The sequence below is a fragment of the Mannheimia granulomatis genome, from assembly GCF_013377255.1.
Lineage (GTDB): Bacteria > Pseudomonadota > Gammaproteobacteria > Enterobacterales > Pasteurellaceae > Mannheimia > Mannheimia granulomatis.
Map to the genome: position 1 here is coordinate 1,038,571 of NZ_CP016614.1, position 24,609 is coordinate 1,063,179.

General features: G+C 38.9%; 25 protein-coding genes and 1 tRNA gene. 16 read left to right on the plus strand and 10 right to left on the minus strand.

Annotation, left to right across the window (positions count from 1 at the left end; translation table 11 throughout):
- The first annotated feature begins 78 nt into the window (after positions 1-78).
- From recJ to A6B41_RS04925, 8 genes are all read left to right on the plus strand, one after another.
- The gene (gene recJ, locus A6B41_RS04890) at positions 79-1,800 is read left to right on the plus strand and encodes a single-stranded-DNA-specific exonuclease RecJ (protein ID WP_027074746.1); all 1,722 of its coding nucleotides are present in this window, start codon (positions 79-81) and stop codon (positions 1,798-1,800) included.
- 168 nt (positions 1,801-1,968) lie between these two features.
- Positions 1,969-2,817, plus strand: coding sequence for an OmpA family protein (locus A6B41_RS04895; RefSeq protein WP_027074745.1), 849 nt, complete (start codon positions 1,969-1,971; stop codon positions 2,815-2,817).
- Positions 2,818-2,905: 88 nt separating this feature from the next.
- Positions 2,906-3,724: a pyridoxal phosphatase gene (locus A6B41_RS04900; protein WP_027074744.1), complete on the plus strand. Its 819-nt coding sequence runs from the start codon at positions 2,906-2,908 to the stop codon at positions 3,722-3,724.
- A gap of 3 nt (positions 3,725-3,727) precedes the next feature.
- Positions 3,728-5,419, plus strand: coding sequence for a nitrate/nitrite two-component system sensor histidine kinase NarQ (narQ, locus tag A6B41_RS04905; RefSeq protein ID WP_027074743.1), 1,692 nt, complete (start codon positions 3,728-3,730; stop codon positions 5,417-5,419).
- Positions 5,420-5,474: 55 nt separating this feature from the next.
- On the plus strand, positions 5,475-5,996 hold the full coding sequence (locus A6B41_RS04910) for a GNAT family N-acetyltransferase (protein ID WP_027074742.1): 522 nt from the start codon (positions 5,475-5,477) through the stop codon (positions 5,994-5,996).
- Positions 5,997-6,596: an RdgB/HAM1 family non-canonical purine NTP pyrophosphatase gene (gene rdgB, locus A6B41_RS04915; RefSeq protein ID WP_027074741.1), complete on the plus strand. Its 600-nt coding sequence runs from the start codon at positions 5,997-5,999 to the stop codon at positions 6,594-6,596.
- The gene (locus A6B41_RS04920; protein ID WP_027074740.1) at positions 6,593-6,913 is read left to right on the plus strand and encodes a heavy metal-binding domain-containing protein; all 321 of its coding nucleotides are present in this window, start codon (positions 6,593-6,595) and stop codon (positions 6,911-6,913) included. The genes rdgB and A6B41_RS04920 overlap by 4 nt, the downstream gene beginning before the upstream one ends.
- Positions 6,914-6,915: 2 nt before the next feature.
- Positions 6,916-7,371: a YcgN family cysteine cluster protein gene (locus A6B41_RS04925; RefSeq protein WP_027074739.1), complete on the plus strand. Its 456-nt coding sequence runs from the start codon at positions 6,916-6,918 to the stop codon at positions 7,369-7,371.
- A gap of 40 nt (positions 7,372-7,411) precedes the next feature.
- Here A6B41_RS04925 and lpcA read toward each other — a convergent pair whose 3' ends face one another.
- A complete protein-coding gene (gene lpcA, locus A6B41_RS04930) occupies positions 7,412-7,993 on the minus strand; it encodes a D-sedoheptulose 7-phosphate isomerase (protein ID WP_027074738.1) in 582 nt (193 codons plus the stop codon).
- Between the two features lie 197 nt (positions 7,994-8,190).
- On the opposite strand from lpcA, the gene A6B41_RS04935 reads away from it, so the two are divergent.
- The 5 genes from A6B41_RS04935 to A6B41_RS04955 all read left to right on the plus strand — a co-directional run bounded on the left by A6B41_RS04935 (position 8,191) and on the right by A6B41_RS04955 (position 13,829).
- Positions 8,191-9,153 (plus strand): sigma 54-interacting transcriptional regulator, encoded by a 963-nt coding sequence (locus A6B41_RS04935; RefSeq protein ID WP_027074737.1) that lies wholly within the window; start codon positions 8,191-8,193, stop codon positions 9,151-9,153.
- On the plus strand, positions 9,137-10,855 hold the full coding sequence (locus A6B41_RS04940) for an ABC transporter substrate-binding protein (protein WP_027074736.1): 1,719 nt from the start codon (positions 9,137-9,139) through the stop codon (positions 10,853-10,855). Before A6B41_RS04935 ends, A6B41_RS04940 begins: the two co-directional genes overlap by 17 nt.
- Before the next feature lie 3 nt (positions 10,856-10,858).
- Positions 10,859-11,824, plus strand: a complete 966-nt coding sequence (locus A6B41_RS04945; RefSeq protein ID WP_027074735.1) for an ABC transporter permease — start codon at positions 10,859-10,861, stop codon at positions 11,822-11,824.
- On the plus strand, positions 11,811-12,704 hold the full coding sequence (locus A6B41_RS04950; protein ID WP_027074734.1) for an ABC transporter permease subunit: 894 nt from the start codon (positions 11,811-11,813) through the stop codon (positions 12,702-12,704). The genes A6B41_RS04945 and A6B41_RS04950 overlap by 14 nt, the downstream gene beginning before the upstream one ends.
- A gap of 84 nt (positions 12,705-12,788) precedes the next feature.
- On the plus strand, positions 12,789-13,829 hold the full coding sequence (locus A6B41_RS04955) for a peptide ABC transporter ATP-binding protein (RefSeq protein ID WP_027074733.1): 1,041 nt from the start codon (positions 12,789-12,791) through the stop codon (positions 13,827-13,829).
- A 58-nt stretch (positions 13,830-13,887) separates the two neighbouring features.
- Here A6B41_RS04955 and A6B41_RS04960 read toward each other — a convergent pair whose 3' ends face one another.
- A complete protein-coding gene (locus A6B41_RS04960; RefSeq protein ID WP_027074732.1) occupies positions 13,888-14,118 on the minus strand; it encodes a YceK/YidQ family lipoprotein in 231 nt (76 codons plus the stop codon).
- 131 nt (positions 14,119-14,249) lie between these two features.
- Between A6B41_RS04960 and leuB the strand changes: the two genes are divergently transcribed.
- Positions 14,250-15,332: a 3-isopropylmalate dehydrogenase gene (leuB, locus tag A6B41_RS04965; protein ID WP_027074731.1), complete on the plus strand. Its 1,083-nt coding sequence runs from the start codon at positions 14,250-14,252 to the stop codon at positions 15,330-15,332.
- A gap of 82 nt (positions 15,333-15,414) precedes the next feature.
- Here the strand turns inward: leuB and cls are convergent, their stop codons facing one another.
- The 3 genes from cls to msrB form a co-directional block, all read right to left on the minus strand.
- Positions 15,415-16,896, minus strand: coding sequence for a cardiolipin synthase (cls, locus tag A6B41_RS04970; RefSeq protein WP_027074730.1), 1,482 nt, complete (start codon positions 16,894-16,896; stop codon positions 15,415-15,417).
- Between the two features lie 30 nt (positions 16,897-16,926).
- Positions 16,927-17,787 carry an endonuclease/exonuclease/phosphatase family protein gene (locus tag A6B41_RS04975; RefSeq protein ID WP_027074729.1) on the minus strand — a complete coding sequence of 287 codons (861 nt, stop codon included), beginning with the start codon at positions 17,785-17,787 and terminating at the stop codon, positions 16,927-16,929.
- Between the two features lie 85 nt (positions 17,788-17,872).
- Positions 17,873-18,268 carry a peptide-methionine (R)-S-oxide reductase MsrB gene (msrB, locus tag A6B41_RS04980; protein WP_027074728.1) on the minus strand — a complete coding sequence of 132 codons (396 nt, stop codon included), beginning with the start codon at positions 18,266-18,268 and terminating at the stop codon, positions 17,873-17,875.
- A 223-nt stretch (positions 18,269-18,491) separates the two neighbouring features.
- Here msrB and gap point away from each other — a divergent pair, with 223 nt between their 5' ends.
- A complete protein-coding gene (gene gap, locus A6B41_RS04985) occupies positions 18,492-19,496 on the plus strand; it encodes a type I glyceraldehyde-3-phosphate dehydrogenase (protein ID WP_027074727.1) in 1,005 nt (334 codons plus the stop codon).
- A gap of 271 nt (positions 19,497-19,767) precedes the next feature.
- Positions 19,768-20,010: a hypothetical protein gene (locus tag A6B41_RS04990; RefSeq protein WP_027074726.1), complete on the plus strand. Its 243-nt coding sequence runs from the start codon at positions 19,768-19,770 to the stop codon at positions 20,008-20,010.
- A 111-nt stretch (positions 20,011-20,121) separates the two neighbouring features.
- On the opposite strand, the gene A6B41_RS04995 is transcribed toward A6B41_RS04990, so the two are convergent.
- The 5 genes from A6B41_RS04995 to aroC form a co-directional block, all read right to left on the minus strand.
- Positions 20,122-20,207 (minus strand) — tRNA-Leu (locus A6B41_RS04995).
- 17 nt (positions 20,208-20,224) lie between these two features.
- Entirely contained in the window at positions 20,225-20,551 is a 327-nt protein-coding gene (gene secG, locus A6B41_RS05000; RefSeq protein ID WP_027074725.1) for a preprotein translocase subunit SecG, read from the minus strand.
- Positions 20,552-20,657: 106 nt separating this feature from the next.
- Positions 20,658-22,577 carry a DNA topoisomerase III gene (locus tag A6B41_RS05005; protein WP_027074724.1) on the minus strand — a complete coding sequence of 640 codons (1,920 nt, stop codon included), beginning with the start codon at positions 22,575-22,577 and terminating at the stop codon, positions 20,658-20,660.
- Positions 22,578-22,650: 73 nt separating this feature from the next.
- The gene (gene mepA, locus A6B41_RS05010; RefSeq protein WP_027074723.1) at positions 22,651-23,478 is read right to left on the minus strand and encodes a penicillin-insensitive murein endopeptidase; all 828 of its coding nucleotides are present in this window, start codon (positions 23,476-23,478) and stop codon (positions 22,651-22,653) included.
- Positions 23,479-23,524: 46 nt separating this feature from the next.
- On the minus strand, positions 23,525-24,607 hold the full coding sequence (aroC, locus tag A6B41_RS05015; RefSeq protein WP_027074722.1) for a chorismate synthase: 1,083 nt from the start codon (positions 24,605-24,607) through the stop codon (positions 23,525-23,527).
- Between the last annotated feature and the right edge of the window lie 2 nt (positions 24,608-24,609).

Below are 24,609 nucleotides of genomic sequence, written 5' to 3' on the forward strand. Positions count from 1 at the left end.
TATAAATATGACCTTATCTTCTGACTTGGTTCTCAATTATCGTTAAACTCCAACTATTTATGATGAAAGAAGAATACTGTGGAAAAATTAATTAAACAACGTCCTTTACTCACAACAGAAATACTTTCTCCTAATAGATTGCTTAACCGTATTTATCAAAGTAGGGGAATAAAATCAGTTCAAGAATTAGAACATACCTTGCAACATTTATATCGTCCGCAGCAGCTTGCTAATATTGAACAGGCTGTGGATTTATTGCTGGATGCTTATCATACTCAAAGCAGGATTGTGATCGTTGGGGATTTTGATGCTGATGGTGCAACCAGTACTGCTTTGGCGATAACAGCTTTACGTCAATTAGGGTTTAGTCAAGTAAATTATTTAATTCCGGACCGTTTTTCACAAGGTTATGGTTTAAGCGTTGCTGTTGCTGAAATGGTATTGGAAAAGGGAGCAGATTTAGTATTAACGGTAGATAATGGTATCTCCTCTTTTGAAGGCATTGCCTTGTTAAAAAGTAAGAGCGTTAATGTTTTGGTTACTGACCATCATTTACCGGCAGAAACATTACCTAATGCAGATGCTATGGTTAACCCGAATCTTTCTTCTTGTTGCTTTCCTTCTAAGTCATTAGCAGGGGTTGGGGTTATTTTTTATGTCATGATGGCATTGCGTGCTCGTATGCGTGAGCAAAAGTTATTTGAAAAAACACCTGAACCTAATTTTGCTGAGTTGTTAGATTTAGTAGCATTGGGGACTGTAGCCGATGTTGTGCCGTTAGATCAAAATAACCGTATTTTGGTTCATCAAGGGTTAATGAGAATTCGTTCAGGCAATTGCCGTTTTGGAATAAAAGCTTTAGCAGAAGTTGGAAAAAGGGAGCTTTCAACACTGCAAGCAGCTGATTTAGGATTTGCAATAGCGCCGAGATTAAATGCGGCAGGTCGATTAGAAAATATGTCTTTAGGGGTTGAGCTATTGATATCGGATAATATGGAGACTGCTCGCAAGTTGGCGTTTGAACTAGACTCCTTGAATCAAACTCGAAAAGAATTTGAGCTTGAGATGAAAACCGAAGCCTTGGCAATTTGTGCTAAGCTGCCAAGCCTTAATCAGTCGGAACAAGCTCATGGAATAGTGTTGTATCAGCCTGATTGGCATCAAGGTGTGCTGGGCATTCTTGCTTCACGTATCAAAGATCAATTTAATCGCCCTGTGATTGCTTTTGCACAAGAAAGTGATGAAAGTGAATATATAAAAGGCTCAGCCCGTTCTATTGCTGGAGTACATATAAGAGATCTTTTAGAGCATATTGATCTTCAAAATCCGGAGTTAATCACAAAATTTGGTGGGCATGCGATGGCTGCCGGACTCACTATTCATCAATCTAAGTTAGATTTATTTAAGCAAGTTTTTGATGAGGCTATTGATGAAATTTTAGAGCCGGAACAACTACAGGGTGTTATTTATACCGATGGTGAACTTACCGCTCAAGAGTTTAATTTAGAATGTGCTGAAATGTTACGTCAAGCAGGCCCATGGGGACAGCATTTTCCAGAACCGAGTTTTGAAGGTGAGTTTAAAATTCTTCAACAAAAATTACTGGCAGGTAAGCATTTGAAATTAATGTTAGAGTCAAGTTGTGGACAGTTATTAGATGCAATTTGGTTTAATGTTGATGTTCGTTTTTTCCCCGATTTGTCTGTTAAAAGAGCAAAATTAGTTTATAAGTTGGATGTGAATGAATTTCGCGGGAATAAATTTTTACAGTTGAAAGTAGAGTATCTGCATTATATTTGAGTGATTTTACATATAGATGTAATTTACATAAATTTAAGAGAATTAGTTAGAATTAATCCAATTTCTATTGTAAAATCAGGGCGTATACAGCTTTTATCGGTTGTAAAGTTGTAAGCAATTTTTTAAATGGTATTTAATTAAGGAAACTAATAAGGAAACTATATGAAAATGGAGAAAACAGTACTTTCCCGTGGTTTATTATTATCGACGGTAGCTCTTGCAGTGGCTGCATGTGGTAATTTAAGCAAAGTAAGTGATGAAGGGACAACTGAAAACCCTGTATTCCCAAAAATCTCAGAATCTGAATTCAACCACGATGGTTCGCAATTTGGTTCATGGCCAAATTGGGAAAATGTTCGCCAAATTGAAAAAGGTATGAACAAAGATCAGTTATATAATCTAATCGGTCGTCCACACTTTGAAGAAGGTTTATATGGCGTGCGTGAGTGGGATTATGCATTTAACTATCGTGAAAATGGTGTTCATAAAATTTGTCAATATAAAATCTTATTTGATAAAAATATGAATGCTCAAAGTTTCTTCTGGTATCCAAATGGTTGTAACGGTAACTCATCATTCAACTTAACGGGTGACTTCTTATTTGACTTCGATAAAGATACTTTAACAACCAAAGGTAAAGAAGTTGTTGATAATGTAGCTGAACAATTAAAATCATCTAAAGCTCAACAAGTTAAAGTTTCAGGTTATACAGATCGCTTAGGCTCTGCTGAATATAACTTAGATTTATCACAACGTCGTTCAAACACAGTGAAAGCACGTTTAATCCAACAAGGTGTTAATGCACAAATCGAAGCTGTTGGTTATGGTAAAGCAAACCAAGTAAAAGCGTGTGATGGCGAAAGCGGCAAAGCGTTAAAAGATTGTTTACGTCCTAACCGTCGCGTAGAAATTTCTGCAAATGGTGGTGTAGTTAAACAACAAGATGGTGGTAATGTTGCAGGTCCTAATGGCCCGGCTCCACTTTATCAAACTCCTGCGTATAACGGCAGCAAATAATTTCTAGTTTTAATTAACTTAGAGTAGAATATAAAGGCAACCCATTGGTTGCCTTTTCTTTTATTTTTTTAATTTCCAGGAGAATGCCATGAGTTATCAAGCTATTGCTTTTGATTTAGACGGAACGTTACTTTCATCCAATGCTACTATTTTAGAATCAAGTAAATTGGCGATTCAAAAAGTAAGAGAAAAGGGAATCAAAGTATATTTTGTTACAGGAAGACACCACACGGCGGTACGTCCTTATTATGTAGAACTTGGTTTAGATACACCAGTAGTTTGTTGTAATGGCACCTATGTGTATGATTTTAAAAATGAAAAGGTGGTAACAGGTAATCCATTGAAACCAGAAACTGCGACGAAATTAATTAATGAAGCACAGTTAGAAGGTATTCATACAGCGGTTTATTTTCAGGATGCCATGACTTATGAAGAACCTAATAACCATTTTATCAAATTTAAAAAGTGGGTAGATTCTTGCCCTGAATCAGTTCGTCCAGATGTGCAACAGGTTGAAAATTTCCAAAAAGAAATTGATAAAGGAATAACAATTTGGAAGGTACTCATTAGTGATCCGGATTTAGCTAAGATGCAAAAATTTGTGGAAAAATTACCGCTTGATGAAGTAAGCCCTGAGTGGTCTTGGATTGACCGTGTTGATATTACCAGTGTGGGTAACAGTAAAGGGGCAAGATTGACAGAATTATTGAAATTAGAAGGTATTGAAGCTCAGAAAGTTATTGCATTTGGGGACAATTTCAATGATATTTCTATGTTGGAAAGTGTAGGCTTGGGTATTGCAATGGGCGGTTCCGAAGAAGAAGTTCAGCAAAAAGCTAAAAAAACGATCGGTTCTAATAATGAAGATAGTATTGCAAATGAATTAAAGCTCCATTTTAACCTTTAAATTATGATTAAGCCCAAAGATTCTATTGCTCGCCGTATAGGGCTCTATTTTTTAATTATGATTGCATTTGCTTCCATTATTAGTGGTATCTCATTGGGGATTATGTGGAGCAACAAATCTGATGCAAGTCTGATTAATGTTTCGGGTTCATTACGTATGCAAAGTTACCGCTTGTTGTCGGAAATGTATACAAAGCAAGAGGTTTTGCCCGAGCGTTTATTAGAATATCATCGGACATTACATTCAACCGAGCTGAGTTCACTGAAAAAAAATTGGTTATTGCCTAATAATCTTGAGCATAGTTACCAAAAACTGTTAAAAGATTGGTATGAAATGCAGTCCTATGCAAATCGTGGGGATAGAGGTAGCTATGCTGCTCATATTGAGGCTTATGTACAGAAAGTTGATGATTTTGTTTTACGGCTTCAAGAATTTGCGGAGTTGAAACTAAAGATTGCAACAGGCGTAATTTCTATTGCAATGTTACTGATTATCGCCCTTGCGTATATCGGTGTTTGGTATACCCGCAGACATATTATTAGTCCATTAAAGCAGCTTGTGAAAGCAAGCTTGCAAATACAAAATAAAGATTTTAGCCATCTTAAATTAGCAGTAAACGATCCGAATGAATTAGGCTTGCTTTCTGCAACATTTATTGATATGTCTAATGAGTTGTTAAAATTTTATACTTCATTAGAAGATAAAGTGCAGGATAAAACCCGCCGTTTATTGGCGGTAAATCGCTCGCTTTTAGTTTTATATCAATGTTCTCAACTATTGACCGCTAAGCCGATTAATCAAGATGTTCTCAATCAAGTATTGAAAACTGTATTTGATAATGAACATCTTCTTGGTATTGAATTGCAAGTGTATGGTGCCGATTATTGGAACGTTACCATAGATAATAAACCGCAGATAGACTGGATTTCATTAGAGATTGCAATAGAAAATGAAAAGCTTGGATTATTACGCTGGAAGCCGTCATTACTTTGTCCTGATGAGCGATTGATTCAAAACGTATCGGAAATGATTGGTCGCAGTCTTTATGTTGTACAAATGCAAAAGCAGCAGCAACAATTGGTTTTAATGGAAGAACGAGCTATTATTGCACGAGAATTGCATGATTCATTGGCTCAGTCTCTGACATTCTTTAAAATTCAAGTAAGCTTGCTTAAATTAGCGAAAAGCGATGAAAAAAGAACTGAAATTTTAGCCGTATTTGAAAAGGCATTGAATGAAGCCTATAGCCAGCTAAGAGAGTTGCTCTCAACTTTTAGGCTGACTATCCAAGAGGCAAATCTACAGCAGGCATTAGAAAAAATTATTGAAGGGCTAAGAGCAAAAACTACGGCACAGATTCGCTTAAGTTGTAAATTACCCTCTCATTTGTTTAATGCTCAACAGCAAGTTCATGTGCTACAAATTGTTCGGGAAGCGGTAATTAATGCGATGAAGCACTCAGAGGCGACGGAAATTAACGTTGTGGCTGAAACTAACGCAGATGGAGAACATTGTCTTATTATCCAAGATAATGGCAAGGGATTACCGAATAATACATTATTAGACGGACATTATGGATTAACCATTATGCAAGAGCGGGCGGCTGAATTAAAGGCAGAATTTTTAGTCCAAAATCATGAAAGTGGTGGTGTGAAAGTCCAAATTGTTTTGCCGAATATGATGAGCAAGCGGTAATTTTTTACAAGAATTTTGCAAATAGAAATAGATTAGTACAATATAAGGATGGAAAATGCAAATCAGAAAATCAACAGAAGCGGATTTTGAAAGCATTTTAGCAATTTATAATCAAGCTATACCCACTCATCAAATTACAGCAGATTTAGACTTGGCAACATTAGAGAACCGTAGAGAGTGGTTTGACTTTCATCTAAATAGCCAACAGTATCCGGTGTGGACAGTTGAAGATGAAACTGGAATAGTGGGCTGGTTTAGTTTTTCGCCTTTTTATGAGCGATCTGCATTTGTGCATACGTCTGAAATCAGTATCTATTTAGATAGTAAAGCAAAAGGGAAAGGTTACGGCTCAAAAATTATTGAGTTTATGCAGGCAGAAATGCTCAATCATAATATCCATACCTTGATGGCGTATGTATTTGAGCTGAATCAAGTGAGTCAAAATCTGATGAAAAAACACGGATTTGAACAGTGGGGTAGATTTCCTCATATTGCAAACATGGGAAAAGATGAACAAGGGAATGATAAATGGCGTACCTTGTTAATGATGTCTTACCAAAAAGGGATTGAATCATAAATGAATAGAACAAAAGTAGTGCTTGCTACAGGCAATGCCGGTAAAGTAAAAGAAATGGCAGATGTGTTATCACAATTCGGTTTCGATGTGGTGGCACAAAGTGAATTTGGTATTGTTTCCCCTGAAGAAACAGGTTTAACCTTTGTAGAAAATGCGTTAATTAAAGCACGTTATGCCGCAAAAATGACCGGGCTGCCGGCAATTGCAGACGATTCCGGTTTATCGGTGGAAGTATTGGGCGGAGAACCGGGATTATATTCCGCCCGTTATGCCGGTGCTGAGGCAACGGATGCGGACAATCGTAGAAAATTATTGGTAGAGATGGACGGTAAAATAAACAGAGAAGCAAAATTTGTTAGCTGTATTGTATTGTTAAAACATGAAACCGATCCTACCCCCTATATTGCACTAGGTGAATGCTTCGGTGAAATTTTAAAAGAGGAGCGAGGTGAAAACGGCTTTGGTTATGATTCACTCTTTTTCTATCCACCTAAAAATTGCACCTTTGCAGAATTAGAAACCAAAGAGAAGAAAGCAATCTCTCATCGAGCTATTGCATTAGAAAGTTTAAAGCAGCAATTAGAAGGAAATAACAGATGATCATTACGACAACACCTACTATTGAAGGAAAAACTGTTACTGAATATAAAGGATTAGTATTTGGTGAGGTGGTTTCGGGAGCGAACTTTATTCGAGATTTTTTAGCCGGAATTACTGATATTGTTGGCGGGCGCTCTGGTGCTTATGAAAGCAAACTTCACAGTGCCAGAAAAAATGCGCTTGCGGAGCTGGAAAAAGAGGCGAAAAAAGTAGGCGCAAACGCAGTTGTTGGTGTCTCTCTCGAGTATCAATCAATGGGTGGTGATAAAGGTATGTTTATTGTGGTAGCAACAGGCACGGCAGTAGTTGTGCGTTAATTATGACGATCACTCAAAATAGCATTGAGCCTGATTTCTGGCAGAAAAAAAACTTGCTCGAAATGAATGAGGCAGAGTGGGAAGCGCTATGTGATGGCTGTGGGAAATGCTGCTACCGGAAATATATTCAAGGGCGAGGCAAGCGTGAAAGGCTTTATTACACTTCGGTTGCTTGCAATTTATTAGATCTTAAGACAGGGTGTTGTAACAATTACGCAAATCGATTTAAAATTGAGAAGGATTGCACCAAACTCACCAAAAAGAATTTACCGGATTTTGGCTGGTTGCCGAAAACCTGCGCTTATCGCCTACTTTATGAAGGAAAATCGTTGTTTGATTGGCATCCGCTTATATCACAAGATCCGAACTCAGTGCAAAAAGCCGGTATTCTTATCCCAAACGGTATTCATGAAAAAGAGATTATTGACTGGTTTGAATTTGTGATTGATGAGGTTTAAATCACAAAAAAGGCGTTTCATCAGAAACGCCTTTTAACTGTTAAGCTTTTGCCATTTCAAATTCAATTAACATCATTAAAATATGGATGACTTTAATGTGAATTTCTTGGATTCGGTCTGCATAGCGGAAGTGTGGTACACGGATTTCGACATCGGCTAAGCCTGCCATTTGACCACCATCTTTGCCTGTCATGGCAATGACTTTCATCCCTTTTTCTTTTGCAACTTTAATCGCATTCAGCACGTTTTTAGAATTGCCCGAAGTTGATAAACCAAATAGCACATCGCCTTTTTGTCCGACAGCTTCTAAGTAACGGGAAAAGACATATTCATAGCCAAAATCATTACTCACACAGCTTAAATGGCTCACATCAGAAATCGCAATTGCCGGATAACCTGGGCGGTTTTCGCGGTAGCGACCGGTTAATTCTTCCGCAAAATGCATAGCATCACAGTGTGAGCCGCCATTCCCGCAAGAAAGCACTTTGCCACCTTGTTTGAAACTGTTTGAAATCAACAAGGCTGCTTCTTGAATTAGTTTAATGTTATTTTCATCAGACATAAATTTATCTAATACATCTGCAGCTTCTTGAAGTTCCGCTTTAATTTGTTCTAAATACATAGGATGCCCCTTTTGCAAAAAAATGAAGTTTTTTAACCGCTTGTTACGATTAAAAGTAGCTTAAGTTTAGAAGATCTCAAGGAAATTGTAAATCAAGTAGCTTAAATAATACTTTCGGGTTGTAAACAAAAGTTTCCAAAAGTAAAAAATAGCGGTATTATTCATCCAAAATTTTGCAAATAAGGGGGAGTCTCTTGATGACGGAAAATCTAGCGTGTTTTGAAAAAATTATTGGGGAATCGGAAAAAATGAAGCAAGTGATTGCACAGGCTAAAAAATTTGCCAATTTAAATGCCCCTTTATTGATTCAAGGAGAAACCGGTACAGGAAAAGACTTATTTGCGAAAGCTTGTCATAATTTCAGTAGCAGAAGTGCAGAAAAATTTATTGCAGTAAATTGTGCCGGCTTACCGTCAGAAGAAGCTGAGTCGGAAATGTTTGGACATCGGGGCAATGGCGTAGAAAATATTGGCTTTTTTGAATATGCTAATGGTGGAACAGTGTTATTGGATTCTATTTCTGAATTATCCCTTGAAATGCAAGCAAAGTTGTTACGTTTTTTAAATGATGGTTCTTTCCGTCGAGTGGGAGAAGATAAAGAAATTCAAGTGGATGTCCGCGTGGTTTGCACCTCGCAAAAACCGTTATCGCAGTTGGTGGTAGAGGGGAAAGTCAGAGAAGATCTTTATCATCGTTTAAATGTACTGACCCTTGATTTACCGCCATTAAGAGAGAGGAAAGAGGATATCCCGCTTCTAGCTGAGGCTTTTATTGCTCACATTAGTAAGCAGTTAGGCGTGAGTAAATTGGAATATGACGAGCAATTCTTACAAGCACTGCAAAATCATCGTTGGTCAGGTAATTTAAGAGAGCTTTATAATGCGATTTATCGAGCTTGCACACTCTCTTATGCAGGGCATTTAGCCGTTAAAGATTTAAATTTACCGAATGAATTATCCCAAATGGATGAAATAGAAACAGGGAGTGAGACGTTAGAAGAATTAATGAATCAATATGAAGCAAAACTGTTGCAAAAATTTTATGCAGAATATCCGAGCACTCGAAAATTGGCTCAAAGATTAGGGCTATCGCATACAGCGGTTGCAAATAAGCTACGCCAATATGGTTTAACAAAAAGCGGAAATGGTAAAAATGAATAAACTAGCGGTTGTTTTCTTAGCACTTTTTGCAAATTTTTCTCTAAATTCGACCGCTTGTGCCGCTCCTCGTATACCTAAAGAGTTGCAGGAGAACAGTCTAGTTTATTGTACAACCTCATCGGGCTTTTCGTTTAATCCGCAAAAGTCAGATCTTAGTTCTAATATGAACGTAGTCACAGAGCAGATTTATGATAAATTATTTGAATTTAATCCGAAAAAGAATCAACTCGAATCTGCATTGGTCGAGCATTATTCTATTAGTGAGAATGGCTTAATCATTACACTTTATTTACGGAAAAATGTGTCGTTTCATTCGACAAAATGGTTTACTCCCACCCGTAAATTTAATGCAGAGGATGTGGTTTTTTCGTTAAACCGCATGATGGGTAATGTAACAGATTTGCCCGAAATCAGCTTGTCTGATATAAGTGGTACTTTACACCATCAACATCAAAGCTATATTTACCAAAAAGCCGCAAGGCAGATTTATTATCCTTATTTTGAAAGTGTTGATTTACGTAATAAAATCGTTCGAATTTCCGCTCCTTCCACACATGTGGTTAAGATTGAGCTGTCAAAACCGGATTCATCTATTTTGGCTCATCTTGCCAGCCAATATGCTGTGATTTTATCGAAAGAGTATGCCTTACAGCTGAATGCCGATGAAAATTTAGCACAACTGGATTTATTGCCGGTTGGGACAGGGGTTTACCAGTTAGAAAGTTATGAAAATAACAATGACGTAAGGTTAAAACCTAATCCGTATTATTGGGGGAAAAAAGCTCACATTCAAAATATGATTGTAGATTTCTCGACAGAAGCTACCGGGCGAATGGCAAAGTTTTTAAATAATGAGTGCCATATTGTTGCTTTCCCTGAGCCAAGCCAACTTTCGGTATTGAAAAACGAGCGGCTAATCAGCAGTAAAGGGGCAAATTTGGTTTATTTAGCATTTAATATGCAAAGACCTATCGGCGAAGATTTGGCTTTTCGTCAGAAAATTGCCCAAAGCATCAATCGCCAGCGTATTGCCGATAAGTTATTCTACGGCACAGGTGAAGTGGCGGATAACGTGTTACCTACAGCACTTTGGCAGAAGAAAAATCCCGATAGTTACCCATATTTAGCCCATCGGCAGCCGGAACAAACGGTCGAAAACAGTAAAAATTTTGCAAAAAATGACCGCTTGAAATTGTGGGTGATTGATGAAAAGCGGGTGTACAATCCGCATCCGATTAAGATGGCGGAGATGATTCGTGCGGATTTGAGCGCACAGCAAATTGAGGTTGATATTCGCCTAGTCAGTAGGGCTTATTTGGTTCAACAGCTAGAAAATAAAACCGCCGATTATGATCTGATTTTAGGCGGGTGGTTGGCGAACAACTTAGATCCTAACAGTTTTTTGGAGGCAATATTGAGCTGTAAAATGGCGGATACGGTGACGAATTTGTCGAATTGGTGTAACGAAGATTTTGATTTTTGGCTACAAACGGCTCGTTTGAGTGAAGATGCTTCCTCGTCTCACCTGTTATATGAATTTTCACAAAAATTATTAGAAGAGCAATTACCGATTTTACCTTTAGTGAATGCTAATCGGGTTTTGGTAATAGATAATGTTGTGCAAAATGCAGAAATATCTCCTTTTGGGCAAGTAAAATTATCTGAATTGCGACTCGCAGCAGGTAAGGAAAAGGGGCAATAATTTATGTTAACTGCATTAATCCGAAAAATGTTTTTGACATTTATTACACTGATTGTTCTATCAATTATCAGTTTTCATATTTTGCTACGAGACCCGCTCAATCGCTTAACGGATATGAATTGGTTTGGGGCTTATTTTAACTATCTCAAAGGGTTATTAGCCGGTGATTTTGGTATTAGTTTTAGCAATGGCGAGCCTTTGACGGCTCAGATTTTACAGGTGTTTCCGGCAACGATCACACTTTGTTTATCGGCATTGCTACTTTCATTGATTTTAGGTGTGCCGCTTGGCTTTTTCTCTGCCACGCAAAAAAGCAATATGTTGGGCAAAGCATTAAATATGTTAGGTTCATTAAGCTTGGCGGTGCCGGTATTCTGGCTCGCATTAGTTTTAATGTATTATGCCTCTTTGCATCAATGGGAGATCGCCGCTATTGGTGAAATGCATTCGATTTATCCGAAAGAAAGTATAACCGGATTTTTGTTACTGGATATTTGGCTATCAGACAGTCCATATAAATTAAAGATGATACAAAGTGCTTTACATCATTTAGCTTTACCAACACTGATTTTGGCAGTTCCTGCAACATTAGAAATAATGCACGTGACTCAGGCACGAGCCAGTTATGTAATGAAACAGAACTATATTAAAGTGGCAAAAACTCGTGGTTGGACACCATTTCGAATTTGGACGACACATATTCTTCGTAATACGTTGCCCTCACTTTTACCGATGATTGCCCGTACCTTTATTTTAATTTTTGCCTTTGGTATGTTGATTGAAACAATCTTTAGTTGGGGTGGAATTGGCCGTTGGTTGATTAATGCTCTTGCTATTCAAGATTACAATGCGATTTCAGCCGGTGTAGTGGCAATAGGGGTATTTGTACTCAGTGTGGATATGATAACAGGCTTTATTCGTGTGATTTTAGACCCTTCAGAGAAAAAGGATTGGTATGGAGCTCATTAGAGAAGCCGAACAATTTAGAGAGACGGAATTGCTTAAAAAATTCTGGCATTATTTCAGACAAGATAAGGTGGCCCTTGGGAGTTTTTATCTTTTTCTTTTTTTATTAATACTGGTTTTTTTCGGTAGTTTATTAGCGCCTTATGATTATAACCAGCAGTTTGTCGGTTTAGAATTAATGCCTCCGTCATGGGATGAAAAAGGGCAAATTAGTCATTTTTTAGGAACAGATGATTTAGGGCGAGATATTTTAAGTCGTATTCTCTATGGTTTTTATTATACAGTCGGTTCTGCATTAATGATTACCGGATTAGTCGCTTTATTTGGAGGCTTTATTGGAATTATTGCCGGCTTAAAAAAAGGGCGTTCATTTTGGTTTATCAGCCATCTGTTTGATACCTTCTTATTTATGCCAATTTTATTAATTGCCATTATTATTGCCACCTTAATGGATGCAAGTTTGATTAACGCAATGCTGGCGATTTTTTTAGCTATGTTGCCACATTTTATCCATAAAATTTATCAAGCGACTGAGCAGCAATTAAAAAAAGAGTATATCATCACGCTCAGATTAGATGGGGCAAGTCGCTGGTATCTTATTCGAGAAGTGATTATTCCAAATTTAACCGGGGTTGCAATTAAAGAATTATCACATATTTTTGTGATTGCAGTTTTAGACATCAGTGCATTAAGCTTTATTATGTTAGGCGCACAGAATCCAACACCTGAATGGGGAGCGATGATCCGAGAATCAATGGAGCTGATTTATGTTGCCCCTTGGACCGTTGTATTACCGGGGCTGGCTATTATTTTCAGTATTTTTGCAATTACAATGCTTGGTACTCGTTTAAGCAATGTATTTGAAAAGTATCGAAAGGAATAAAGAATCTTCTCCATTTCCCTAAAGCAGCATGTAGAACGCTACAAGCGGTCATAATTTTGTCAAAATTTACACATAAGGAACATTATGGCATTACTGGATATCCGCCATTTAAGTATTGAAATAAACACACCAAAAGGGCGGATGAAAATGGTCGATAATATCAATTTGACTCTTGATGAGGGCGAAATTTGCGGCTTGGTCGGAGAGTCCGGTTCGGGAAAAAGTTTGATAGCCAAAGTTATCTGTGGCATTACCAAAGACGAATGGACGGTAACTGCTGATCGCTTTCGTTTTAATGATGTAGAATTATTAAAACTCTCCCCCAAAGAACGCCGAAAATTGGTGGGCGATCAGATTTCCATGGTGTTTCAAGATCCGCTTACCAGCCTAGACCCAAGCCAACAAGTGGGCAAACAATTGATGCAAACTATTCATTTCAAAGGAAAATGGTGGCAATGGTTCGGCTGGAAGAAGAAAAAAGCGATTGAGCTGTTACATAGGGTTGGCGTACGTGATCATCAAGATATTATGACAAGTTATCCGAAAGATATTACTGAAGGTGAAGCACAAAAAGTCATGATTGCGATGGCAATTGCCAATCAACCTAGATTATTAGTGGCGGATGAGCCGACGAATATTATGGAATCGACTACTCAGTTGCAAATTTATCGTTTGCTTTCCAGTATGAATAAAAACTTAGGAACCTCCATTTTATTAGTGAGTAATGATATGCGGAGTATTCAAAACTGGGTAGATTCTTATAATGTGCTTTATTGTGGGCAAACGGTAGAAATTGCAGATAAGGAAAGTATTCTGGAATCACCTTATCATCCTTACACTCGGGTTTTATTAAATAGTATGCCGGATTTCTCACAGCCATTAGCCTTTAAAAGTAGCCTCAATACTTTAAGAGGTTCAGTGCCTATGTTACAAGAAATGCCTATAGGTTGCCGTTTGGGGCCTCGTTGTCCGTTTGCTCAAAAGAAATGTGTGAATAAACCACCATTGGTAAAAGTTAAACAGCATGAATTTGCTTGCCATTTTCCGATTAATTTTAGAGAGCAGAATCTATTGAAAAAACAGCAAGAACAGATGCCGTTGATGGTAGCGGAATTGTCGGAGTAACTCATATTTAAAGAGCAAGCTCATATCAGCAAATATCAGTTTGATTTAACCGCTTGTACTATTGGGTTAAGGTAACCGGTAGCATCAGTGTATCTAATACAAAGCTTAAAGGTAAATCGATCACAGCAAGTATAGCGAATACGCCCCCTTCTTGCATGGCGTAAAAATCTTTTGTTACGCCGGCATATACGCTGTAATCCTGCTCAACCAGGCTGATAATTGTGCCACAAGCAGCCAAATTAAAGACCAAATAGAGTAGGATAGCGGTTCTACAAGCGGTTAATTTCATCAAAAAATCTCCAAATACTCAGCTATTTTACGCTATTTTTGTGAAGTCTGCTGAAAAACTCATTTTAAAAAAAACGATTTTAAGGCAGAATGTAGCAGACTCAAATGTTATTATTTTAAAGAGGATTTTATATGCAAACTTACAACATCGCCGTTTTGGCTGGAGATGGAATCGGCCCTGAAGTGATGGCTCAAGCAATCAAAGTATTAGAGGCTACCCAGCAAAAATTTGGCTTTAAACTGAATTTTAATGAATATAACATCGGTGGAGAGGCGATTGATGCACAAGGCAAAGCCTTACCTGAAAATACATTAAAAGGTTGTGAAGAGGCTGATGCAATTTTATTCGGTTCGGTTGGCGGACCGAAATGGACTCATTTACCGCCCGATGAACAGCCGGAGCGTGGCTCGCTTTTACCACTACGTAAACATTTTGCGTTATTTTGTAACTTACGCCCAGCAGCCCTTTACAAAGGGCTGGAAAAATTTTGCCCGTTACGTGCAGATATCGCGGCAAAAGGGTTTGATATGGTGGTCGTACGTGAATTAACCAGTGGTATTTATTTTGGTCAGCCAAAAGGTAGAGACGGAGAAGGTTCACAAACCCGAGCTTTTGATACGGAAGTTTATTACAAATATGAAATTGAACGTATTGCCCGTGTGGCGTTTGAATCTGCCATGAAGCGTAAAAAACATGTTACTTCGGTGGATAAAGCCAACGTGCTACAAAGCTCGATTTTATGGCGTGAAACCGTTACTGAAATCGCAAAAGAGTTCCCTGAAGTGACTTTAGAACACATGTACATTGATAATGCGACAATGCAGCTTATCAAATCCCCTGAATCCTTTGATATTTTATTATGTTCAAATATTTTCGGTGATATTATCTCTGATGAAGCAGCGATGATCACGGGGTCAATGGGGATGTTGCCGTCTGCAAGTTTGAATGAAAAAGGTTTTGGCTTATATGAGCCGGCGGGTGGCTCCGCGCCTGATATCGCAGGTAAAAATATTGCTAATCCGATTGCCCAGATTTTATCGGCAGCGATGATGTTACGCTATAGCTTTAACTTAAATGAGGCAGCAGATGCAATTGAAGCAGCAATTCAAAAAGCCTTAGCAGATGGTTATCGCACCGCTGATTTAGCGGATGAAAGCAAACCACTTTCAACTTCGGAAATGGGTGATATTATTGCAAAAAATATTTTAGCGTAATATGAGAATCAGATAAGCAAGCGGTCAAAATCGGATGAAAATTTGCAAAAAATTCCCTGATTTTGACCGCTTGTTTTTTTGTTTAGAGTAGTGGACTCATCAATCTGACAATGTTTTCAACTAGCCCCCACAATTTGATACGATAACGCCAACCTTTTGGAGTAATTAATTCACTTTGTTCTAGGTATTTTTCTTGAAGTTGGGCTATTTCTTTAGTCATCTTTTTATCATAAATCGCAAGGCTGATTTCTAAATTCAAGAAGAAACTTCGCATATCCATATTTACTGTGCCGAATAGGCTGAACTCATCATCAACTACCAATGTCTTGGTATGGAGCATGCCTTGATCAAAACGGGCAATTTTAACATTGTGCTTGAGCAATAATGGGAAATAAGCACGAGACGCATAATGCACCATTCTGGAGTCATTTTTTCTCGGTAAAATCAAGGTAACATCAACCCCTCTGCGTGCTGCGGTAGTCAGTGCCAGCAGTAAGGGTTCATTCGGTACAAAATAAGGGGTAGTAATTACGATACGTTTGGTGGCAAGATGGATTGCACACAAAATGGTTTCGTAAATAATGCTTTCTTCTTGCTCCGGAGCAGAAGGAATAACCTGAGCAATCACATTGCCATCAGCAGGTGGCGTTAAACCGCTATTTTGTTTTGCTTGTTGGTTGAGGTGATTTTTTACTTTCTGTAAGTTGGCATCATCTTCAACTACAATATCTGCATATAAAACAGCTGCCATTTCAAGTACGACAGGACCTTCACAACGCATCATCACATCAACCCACTCACCAATGCCCGTGCTTTTTTTAAATAATACAGGATCGATCAAATTGAAACTTCCTGTATAACCGATTTGGTAATCGACAACTAAAATTTTGCGGTGGTTGCGTAAATCATTACGACCGTAAAGTGTTTGTATAATACCAACAGGCAGGGAGGTTTGAATAAATACACCAACTTGCTCTAGTTTTGCCCGCCATTCACTTTTGAGGAAAGAGCTACTACCCACATCATCAGCTAAAATAAAGCAATGAATGCCACGCTCTGCGGCGGCCTTGATCGCCTCTAACAGCTGATTAATTTTGCCTTCCGGTTCAACAATATAAAATGCCAGTAAGCAGCTAGATTTGGCTTGCTCAATATCTTCAATCATAGATTGTAGAATATCATCGGTTGTGCTTAAGAGCTTCATGCTGTTATTTGAGCTTGCACCTAAGCGGGTGGTTTGCTCTGCCATTTTTTCAATACCTCTAAGGGCGGAAGGAATTTCATCATCAGGGTTGAAATGCTTGCTCGGCATATATTCTTCAGCAAATTCATCGTAGAATTTAATCATTTTCTTAGTTCGAGCAAGACGTCTTTTACTCACTCGTGTTTCACCGACTAATAGATAGAGAATTATGCCCCCCACGGGGAAAACAAAGAGGATAATCAGCCACGCAATAGCGGCCCCTATATTACGCTGGGTATATAAAACTCTGATTGCGAACACCAGCACAATAAGAAAGTTAATTAAGAGTAAAAAACCACTCCAGGTAAAAGAAAACGGCATAAGACAGTCCTTATCAAAAGAGTTTCAACGCTATTTTAACGAAAAATCGAGTTCAAGTGGATTGTGGTCAGAGCTTTTCACTTCCTTGCTTGTTGCATCATGCGTAATGATATCTCGAGTGAAAATATAATCAAGTGGATAACCGAATGCTGTAGTTCGGGTATCCGAGGTCATTTTTACTTCAGTGAGATGTAGTGCATTAGTTAATTCAAATAGCTTTGTTTTTCGTTTTTCGTTCCAAGCATTAAAATCGCCCGCTAAAATTACTGCACCTTGATGTTGTTGGATAAGCCCTTTTAAGCCATCTAATTGCTTTTGATAACTATGATTTGTCCAATCAAAATTAATCAAATGTACATTGATGATAAGCAATGACTTATTGTTTTCAAAAGGAAAGCGCATTGCAGACATTAGTTTAGGTAATCTAATTAAAGGCTCAAGCGAACCATTGAAGCAATAGCGGTCTGCATTTAAGTGGCTTAAATTGAGAATACCTGATTTCTGTTGTTGGTATTGAAAAGCAAAAATATGCAAAGAAGTATCAAACTGTGAAAGCAACTGTGAAATTTGCTGCCCGGAGGTTGCCTCTTGTAACAGGATAAAATCTTTTTTCTCGGCGAATTTTTTTAGATCTTCTTGCCAGTTAGGATCTTTACCTTTATGAATATTCCAATTAAGTAACTGAAAACGCTTATTAGAGGCAGGCAGAACGCCGGTATTTTGATAGCATTGCCAATAAGAAGAAAATTCCATCTCTTTAAATATACTTTTCTTGGAATCTTGGAAAGCAATTTCGGGGGTGGTGTAAACAGTTAGGCTTCTGTAGTTCAAAAATAAAGCACTCCCTAATAAAACAAGAGTTAATATTAATAGTAGTAAGCGTTTTTTCATATGTTTATCGCCTGTTATTACAAGCGGTTAAAATTGGACAATTTTTTGCAAATTTTTATCCAAAATTAACCGCTTGTATAGGTAATTAGCCGTCCATTTCCTCGCCGGTTTCAGCCCATTTAAAATTTAGGGCAACTGAATTTAGGCAAAAGCGTAAGCCTGTTGGAGGTGGGCCGTCATTAAATACATGCCCCATATGAGAATCGCAATTACCACAACGAATTTCAGTTCTATGGCATCCTAAACTATAGTCATCTAAATAACGTAACGCGGATTTAGAAATCGCCTCATAAAAACTTGGCCAGCCACAACCTGCATCAAATTTTGTATCTGATTTGAATAGCTCATGGTGGCATCTGGCACAACGGTATATTCCCACCCGGTGTTCATTTAAAAATTTACCGCTAAACGGGCGCTCGGTCCCATGATTTATTAATATCTCAATTTGCTGCGCAGTTAGATCTTTAATCTCTTTTATCATTCAAATTTCCTCCTTGATAATTGCTTGATATTGTAACGTTTTTTCGTCTAAAAATCGTCTCAAATTTGAAAATTTGACATAGATCACAAAAAATTTATCTGTTATATTGGAAGCGTTCTTTTGGCTTGTCAGGAAGTAGAGAAGATGTGCTATAATCCACACATCTTTATAGTAGTACATAAAGAACAAATTTTGTTTAACTTTAATATAGGTAGAAAAATCTATGGCAATTAAAATTGGTATTAACGGCTTTGGTCGTATCGGTCGTATCGTTTTCCGTGCAGCACAACATCGTGATGACATCGAAGTAGTTGGTATTAACGACTTAATCGATGTTGACTATATGGCTTACATGTTAAAATACGATTCAACTCACGGTCGTTTTGACGGTACTGTTGAAGTTAAAGATGGTCAATTAGTTGTTAACGGTAAAGCAATCCGTGTAACTGCTGAGCGTGATCCTGCTAACTTAAAATGGGACGAAATCGGTGTTGATATCGCAGTTGAAGCAACAGGTTTATTCTTAGATGATGAAACTGCACGTAAACACATCACCGCTGGTGCGAAAAAAGTTGTATTAACAGGTCCATCTAAAGATGCAACTCCTATGTTTGTTAACGGTGTAAACTTTGATACTTACGCTGGCCAAGACATCGTTTCTAATGCTTCATGTACTACAAACTGCTTAGCACCATTAGCAAAAGTTATCCATGAAAAATTCGGTATCAAAGAAGGTTTAATGACTACAGTTCACGCAACAACTGCAACTCAAAAAACTGTAGATGGCCCATCAGCTAAAGACTGGCGTGGTGGTCGTGGTGCTTCACAAAACATCATCCCTTCATCAACAGGCGCAGCGAAAGCAGTAGGTAAAGTATTACCTGCATTAAACGGTAAATTAACCGGTATGGCTTTCCGTGTCCCAACCACAAACGTTTCTGTTGTTGACTTAACGGTAAACTTAGAAAAACCGGCAACTTATGCTGAAATCTGTGCTGAAATCAAACGTGCTTCAGAAAACGAAATGAAAGGCGTGTTAGGCTACACAGAAGATGCGGTAGTTTCAACAGACTTCAACGGTGCAACTGAAACTTCTGTATTCGATGCAGCAGCAGGTATCGCATTAACGGATACTTTCGTTAAATTAGTATCTTGGTACGATAACGAAGTAGGTTATTCAAACAAAGTATTAGACTTAGTTGCTCACGTATATAACTACAAAGGCTAATCGCTAAGTTAATTAAAATTAAGGATCAAATTCTGAAAAGGGTTTGGTCCTTTTTGTTTGGATTCATTATGCTTGGTCTATAAAAAATAGGGGAATGTTCTCGAAATACTAATTGATTTCTGCATACTATCTGTTATTTTTGAGGGGGTGTTAGCTATTCAGCAGCCTTGGAGGAAATAATTTTGATGGTTTGTCAAGGGATGATAAACTCTCTTGAGTTTTTGGATTTCGTTTCATATTATATTAGGTAATACTAAATAAAGAGGTAAAAATGGAAGCGATCTTTGCATATTTGCTTGTTGGTTCGTTTATTTGTATGCTGATAACTTTTGCATTGGCTGGACTTGCATGGGGTTTGAGTGCTATCACTTTTATCTTTTTACTGATTGTTGCCCCATTTATGTTATTAGCTTATTTATTTACTAATAAAAGAGATAACCAAGAACCACAAAAGAAAGCCATTATTGCTTATCATCAAATGAAATATGGCATCATGGAAAATAGCAGAAAATAAACTATTTTTTCGCACAATTTTGGTTACAATAATTTGCGATTAAAGACGTTTAGATGTGTTGAGCTAAGATAGTAAAAAGCCTGTAAATTTCGATTTTACAGGCTTTTTAAATGGTGCTCTGGGCGAGACTTGAACTCGCACGGACTACGTCCACCACCCCCTCAAGATGGCGTGTCTACCAATTCCACCACCAGAGCTTTATTTGTTTTAGCGATTATTGAGGGATATCGCTGTTTTCTGTTTTAACAGGCTCAACCTGTTTTTGTTCAACTTGGCTTAAATCTTCAAATTGGCTTGTTGGTGCCTTTGAATGTGAACTTAAGTTACCGATTACTAAGCTAATTGCAAAGAAGATTGTTGCTAATAGTGCTGTTGTTCTTGATAAAAAGTTTGCTGAACCTGCTGAACCAAACACAGTAGCTGAAGCACCAGCACCAAATGATGCGCCTGCATCAGCGCCTTTACCTTGCTGCATTAATACGAATGCAATCAGTAAGATGGCAACAACAAGATAAGCAATTGTTAAGACATTAATTAACATTAATTTATTCTCTATGTATTCTTTATGCTAAATTTGCAATGGCGTGAATAATATAGAATTTATCCCTTTTTGACAAGAGGAAAACGCTGATTTTTAAACGCTTGGCTTAATTTTCAGCAGATTGTGTTGTCTTTTTTGCATAACGAGCTTTTGGCTTCGCTGCAAGCGGTGAAATTTTAGCTAAATTTTGCAAAATTTGCCGATTAGGACTTTGCAATAAGTTAGGTAGTTGATTGCTTAGCTCAAACATAAATTGTTGATAGCTTGTTTCTTTTTTACTAATTTGATTCAGCTGCATTTCCCAATGAGCCGTCATATCAGGTTGAGTCGCGGAATCAGGTAAGGCATGAATCAGCGTTCTACCTGCTTCAGTGCTGTGGATATTTTTACCTTTGCGAATGAGAAAACCACGTTTAAACAGTAATTCGATAATCCCTGCTCGAGTGGCTTCGGTGCCTAATCCGTCGGTTTCTCGCAAGATTTTTTTCAGTTCTTTATCTTGCACAAAGCGGGCAATACCTGTCATGGCTGAAAGCAGGCTACGGTCGGTAAAATAACGGGGCGGTTGTGTTTTTTTACTGATAATTTCGCCGTTTTCACAATGCAGTTGTTGCCCTTTTTTCACAATCGGAAGTGGCGGTTCTGATATATCAAAATTATCTTCTTTGCCTAAAAGTGATTTCCAGCCTGCAACCACTAAATTGCGGGCTTGTGCGATGAAATTCCCGCCTGCAATTTCAAGCCCGATTTTGCTTTTGCGGTACTCCGCATCGGGGCAAAATTGCAATAAATATTGACGGGCTATCAGCTGATAAATTCGCTTTTCGTTTTCGGTTAAATGCACCGTGCCTTGGCGAGCGGTTGGAATAATCGCATGATGTGCCTCAACCTCTTTGTCATTCCAACAGCGATTGCGTTGATTCGGATCGACTGCTTCCGGTTTTTCTTGATATTCCGGTAGATGATGGGCGATTGCAGCCATCACTTTAAAGCGATCGTTAAAATGCTCATTCGGCAAATAGCGGTTATCGGAGCGAGGGTAGGTAATCAGCTTATGGGTTTCATATAATTTCTGACAAATATCTAATACGGTTTGAGCCGATAGCCCATATTTACCCGCCGCTTCCATTTGTAAAACAGAGAGAGAATAGGGAAGCGGTGCGGTTTCTTTTTCGATTTTATCTTGGTATTCGGTGACATTTGCCGGCTGATTGGTGATGCGTTTTACTACATTTTCTGCAAGCGGACGAGATAACACTCGTCCATCTTCATCTTGATAATCTTCACAAGCCTTGCTCGGCTGCCATTGTGCTTTAAATTTCTCTTGGGTCTCCGGTACTACAATATGGGCGAATACTTCGAAATAATCTTTAGGCACAAAATGTTCAATTTCCAAATCTCGGCGAACAATCAGCCCAAGCACAGGAGTTTGCACTCTGCCTACTGATAATACACCTTTATATCCAGCCCAACGCCCTTGCAGCGTATAGGCTCGAGTCATATTGATGCCATAAAGCCAGTCAGCTCTGGCGCGGGCAAGAGCAGAGGTTGCAAGCGGTATAAAATCGGTATTTTTTTGCAATCTTTCGATGGCTCGGCTCACAGCACTTGGGTTGAGATCGCTTACCAGGCAACGTTGAATTTGGTTACGGCGTTCAGGGGGTAAATTTAGATAGCCGAAGACTTCATCCACTAATAGTTGCCCCTCTCGATCCGGGTCGCCGGCATTGACTAAAACATCCGCTTTTTTGATGAGTTTTTCCACTACCTTAAACTGTTTTAAGGTCTCTTTTTTCGGAATTAGTTTCCATTGCTCCGGAATAATAGGCAGGTGTTCCATACGCCACATTTTAAAGCGTTCATCGTAAGCATCGGGCTCCGCTTGCTCAAGCAAATGACCGATACACCAAGTGACCATATCATTTTGACCGCATTGGATAAAGCCATCTCCTTGGCTGTGAGGTTTAGGTAACACATCGGCAATCGCACGGGCGAGGCTGGGTTTTTCTGCAACAAATAAACGCATAAAATTACCATAAAGAAAATTAACCGCTTGGTTTAACAGAGCAAGCGGTTAAAAAAGCGAAAAAATTTACAAATTAGTTTAAACCGTTTTCGGATAAAATCATCTGGCATTGAACCGGTGGTGTTGGCAGCACTTTTGATCTTGGTGTGTCGGTGTCGGCTTTCGGCTCAAACCAAGAATAAAGCTCCTCGCCACAACCGTCGCCAGCCGGCACAGGTGATTGGTTTTCGCAGCTTGGAGCATCAGCCGGACAGCTTAAACGAATATGAAAGTGGGAGTCATGTCCATACCAAGGGCGGATTTTACGTAACCATCCACGATCATTGCCGGCTGTTTGACAAAGTTTGACTTTGATAGCAGGGTTGACAAAAATACGATCTACACGACTGTCTGTTGCTGCAAGTTTGATCAAATTAGTGTGGTGTTGATTCCATAAATTATCATCCACTCGTTCGGTAGTGCGATTTACCATAATGGTTGCAAGCCCTGCCGGGTTTTGAGCGGTTTTATCGTCCATTGGTCCAAATTTTAGCCAGATATCTGCATCTAAGCCGGTTTGGTGAGATGCATGACCGGAGGCAAAACGTCCGCCAGCGGGCATTCCCATATCACCAATTAGAATAGTTGGCACGCCGGCAGCTTTGGTTTTTTTTGCTAATTTCGTTAAGTAATCTAGTAGTTGGGGATGCCCGTAATAACGATTTTTAAGTGAGCGGATCACTTGATAACCTTCGCCTTTTAAGGCAAGGGGCTGTGCACCGGTAATGCAGCCGTTGCTGTATCCACCAATAGATTGTGCATTACCTTGCACAGGGGTTTTAATTTTTTCCCATTGGGTTGCATTGGCGGTGGTTGCGACCATTGCAATGCTTGAAATAAAAAGCGTTTTAACTAATTTCATAGATTCCTGTAGAGGCGGGTTTTAACCTGCCATTACAAATTAAATTTTAACGGCATTGTGCCTTAAAGCGTAATAAATGATCCAACAATACGATTGCCATCATGGCTTCTGCAATCGGCACAGCACGAATGCCCACGCAAGGATCGTGTCTGCCACGGGTAATCACTTCAACCGCCTCATTGTTTTTATTTACACTTTTGCCCGGAATAGTAATACTTGAAGTCGGTTTTAGGGCAATATTGGCAATAATCGGTTGCCCCGAACTAATACCGCCTAATATACCGCCTGCGTGGTTTGATAGAAAACCTTCCGGTGTCATTTCATCACGATGCTCACTGCCACGTTGCTCAACAACCGCAAAACCATCACCGATTTCGACCGCTTTCACCGCATTGATAGACATTAATGCGTGAGCTAAATCGGCATCTAAACGATCGAATACAGGCTCGCCTAATCCCACAGGTACTCTTTCGGCAATTACCGTCAATTTGGCACCAACTGAGTCTCCCTCTTTTTTCAGTTGGCGAATTAATTCATCAAAACCTTCAACAGCAACAGGATCAGGGCAGAAAAACGGATTACTGTTAACCGCATTCCAATCAATTTTCTCTATATTTTCAACTGTTTTAGGGTCAATTTTGACATTTCCGATTTGCGATAAATAACCACGGACTTCAATGCCAAATTGTTCGCGTAAATATTTTTTGGCAATCGCTCCTGCTGCAACACGCATGGCGGTTTCACGAGCGGAAGAACGCCCACCACCTCGGTAATCACGAATACAGTATTTTTGTTGGTAAGTATAGTCAGCATGTCCCGGGCGGAATTTTTCGGCAATATCTCCGTAATCTTGCGAGCGTTGGTCACCATTTTTGATGATTAAGCCAATGCTGGTGCCGGTAGTTTTGCCTTCAAATACACCGGAGAGAATTTGCACCTCATCATCTTCACGGCGTGGCGTGGTATAGCGAGATGTGCCGGGCTTGCGGCGGTCTAAATCCGGTTGTAAATCTGCTTCGCTTAGTTCCATATTTGGTGGCACGCCATCTACGATGCAGCCTAATGCAATACCGTGAGATTCGCCAAAAGTCGTTACTTTAAAGAGTTGTCCAATGCTGTTGCCTGCCATTT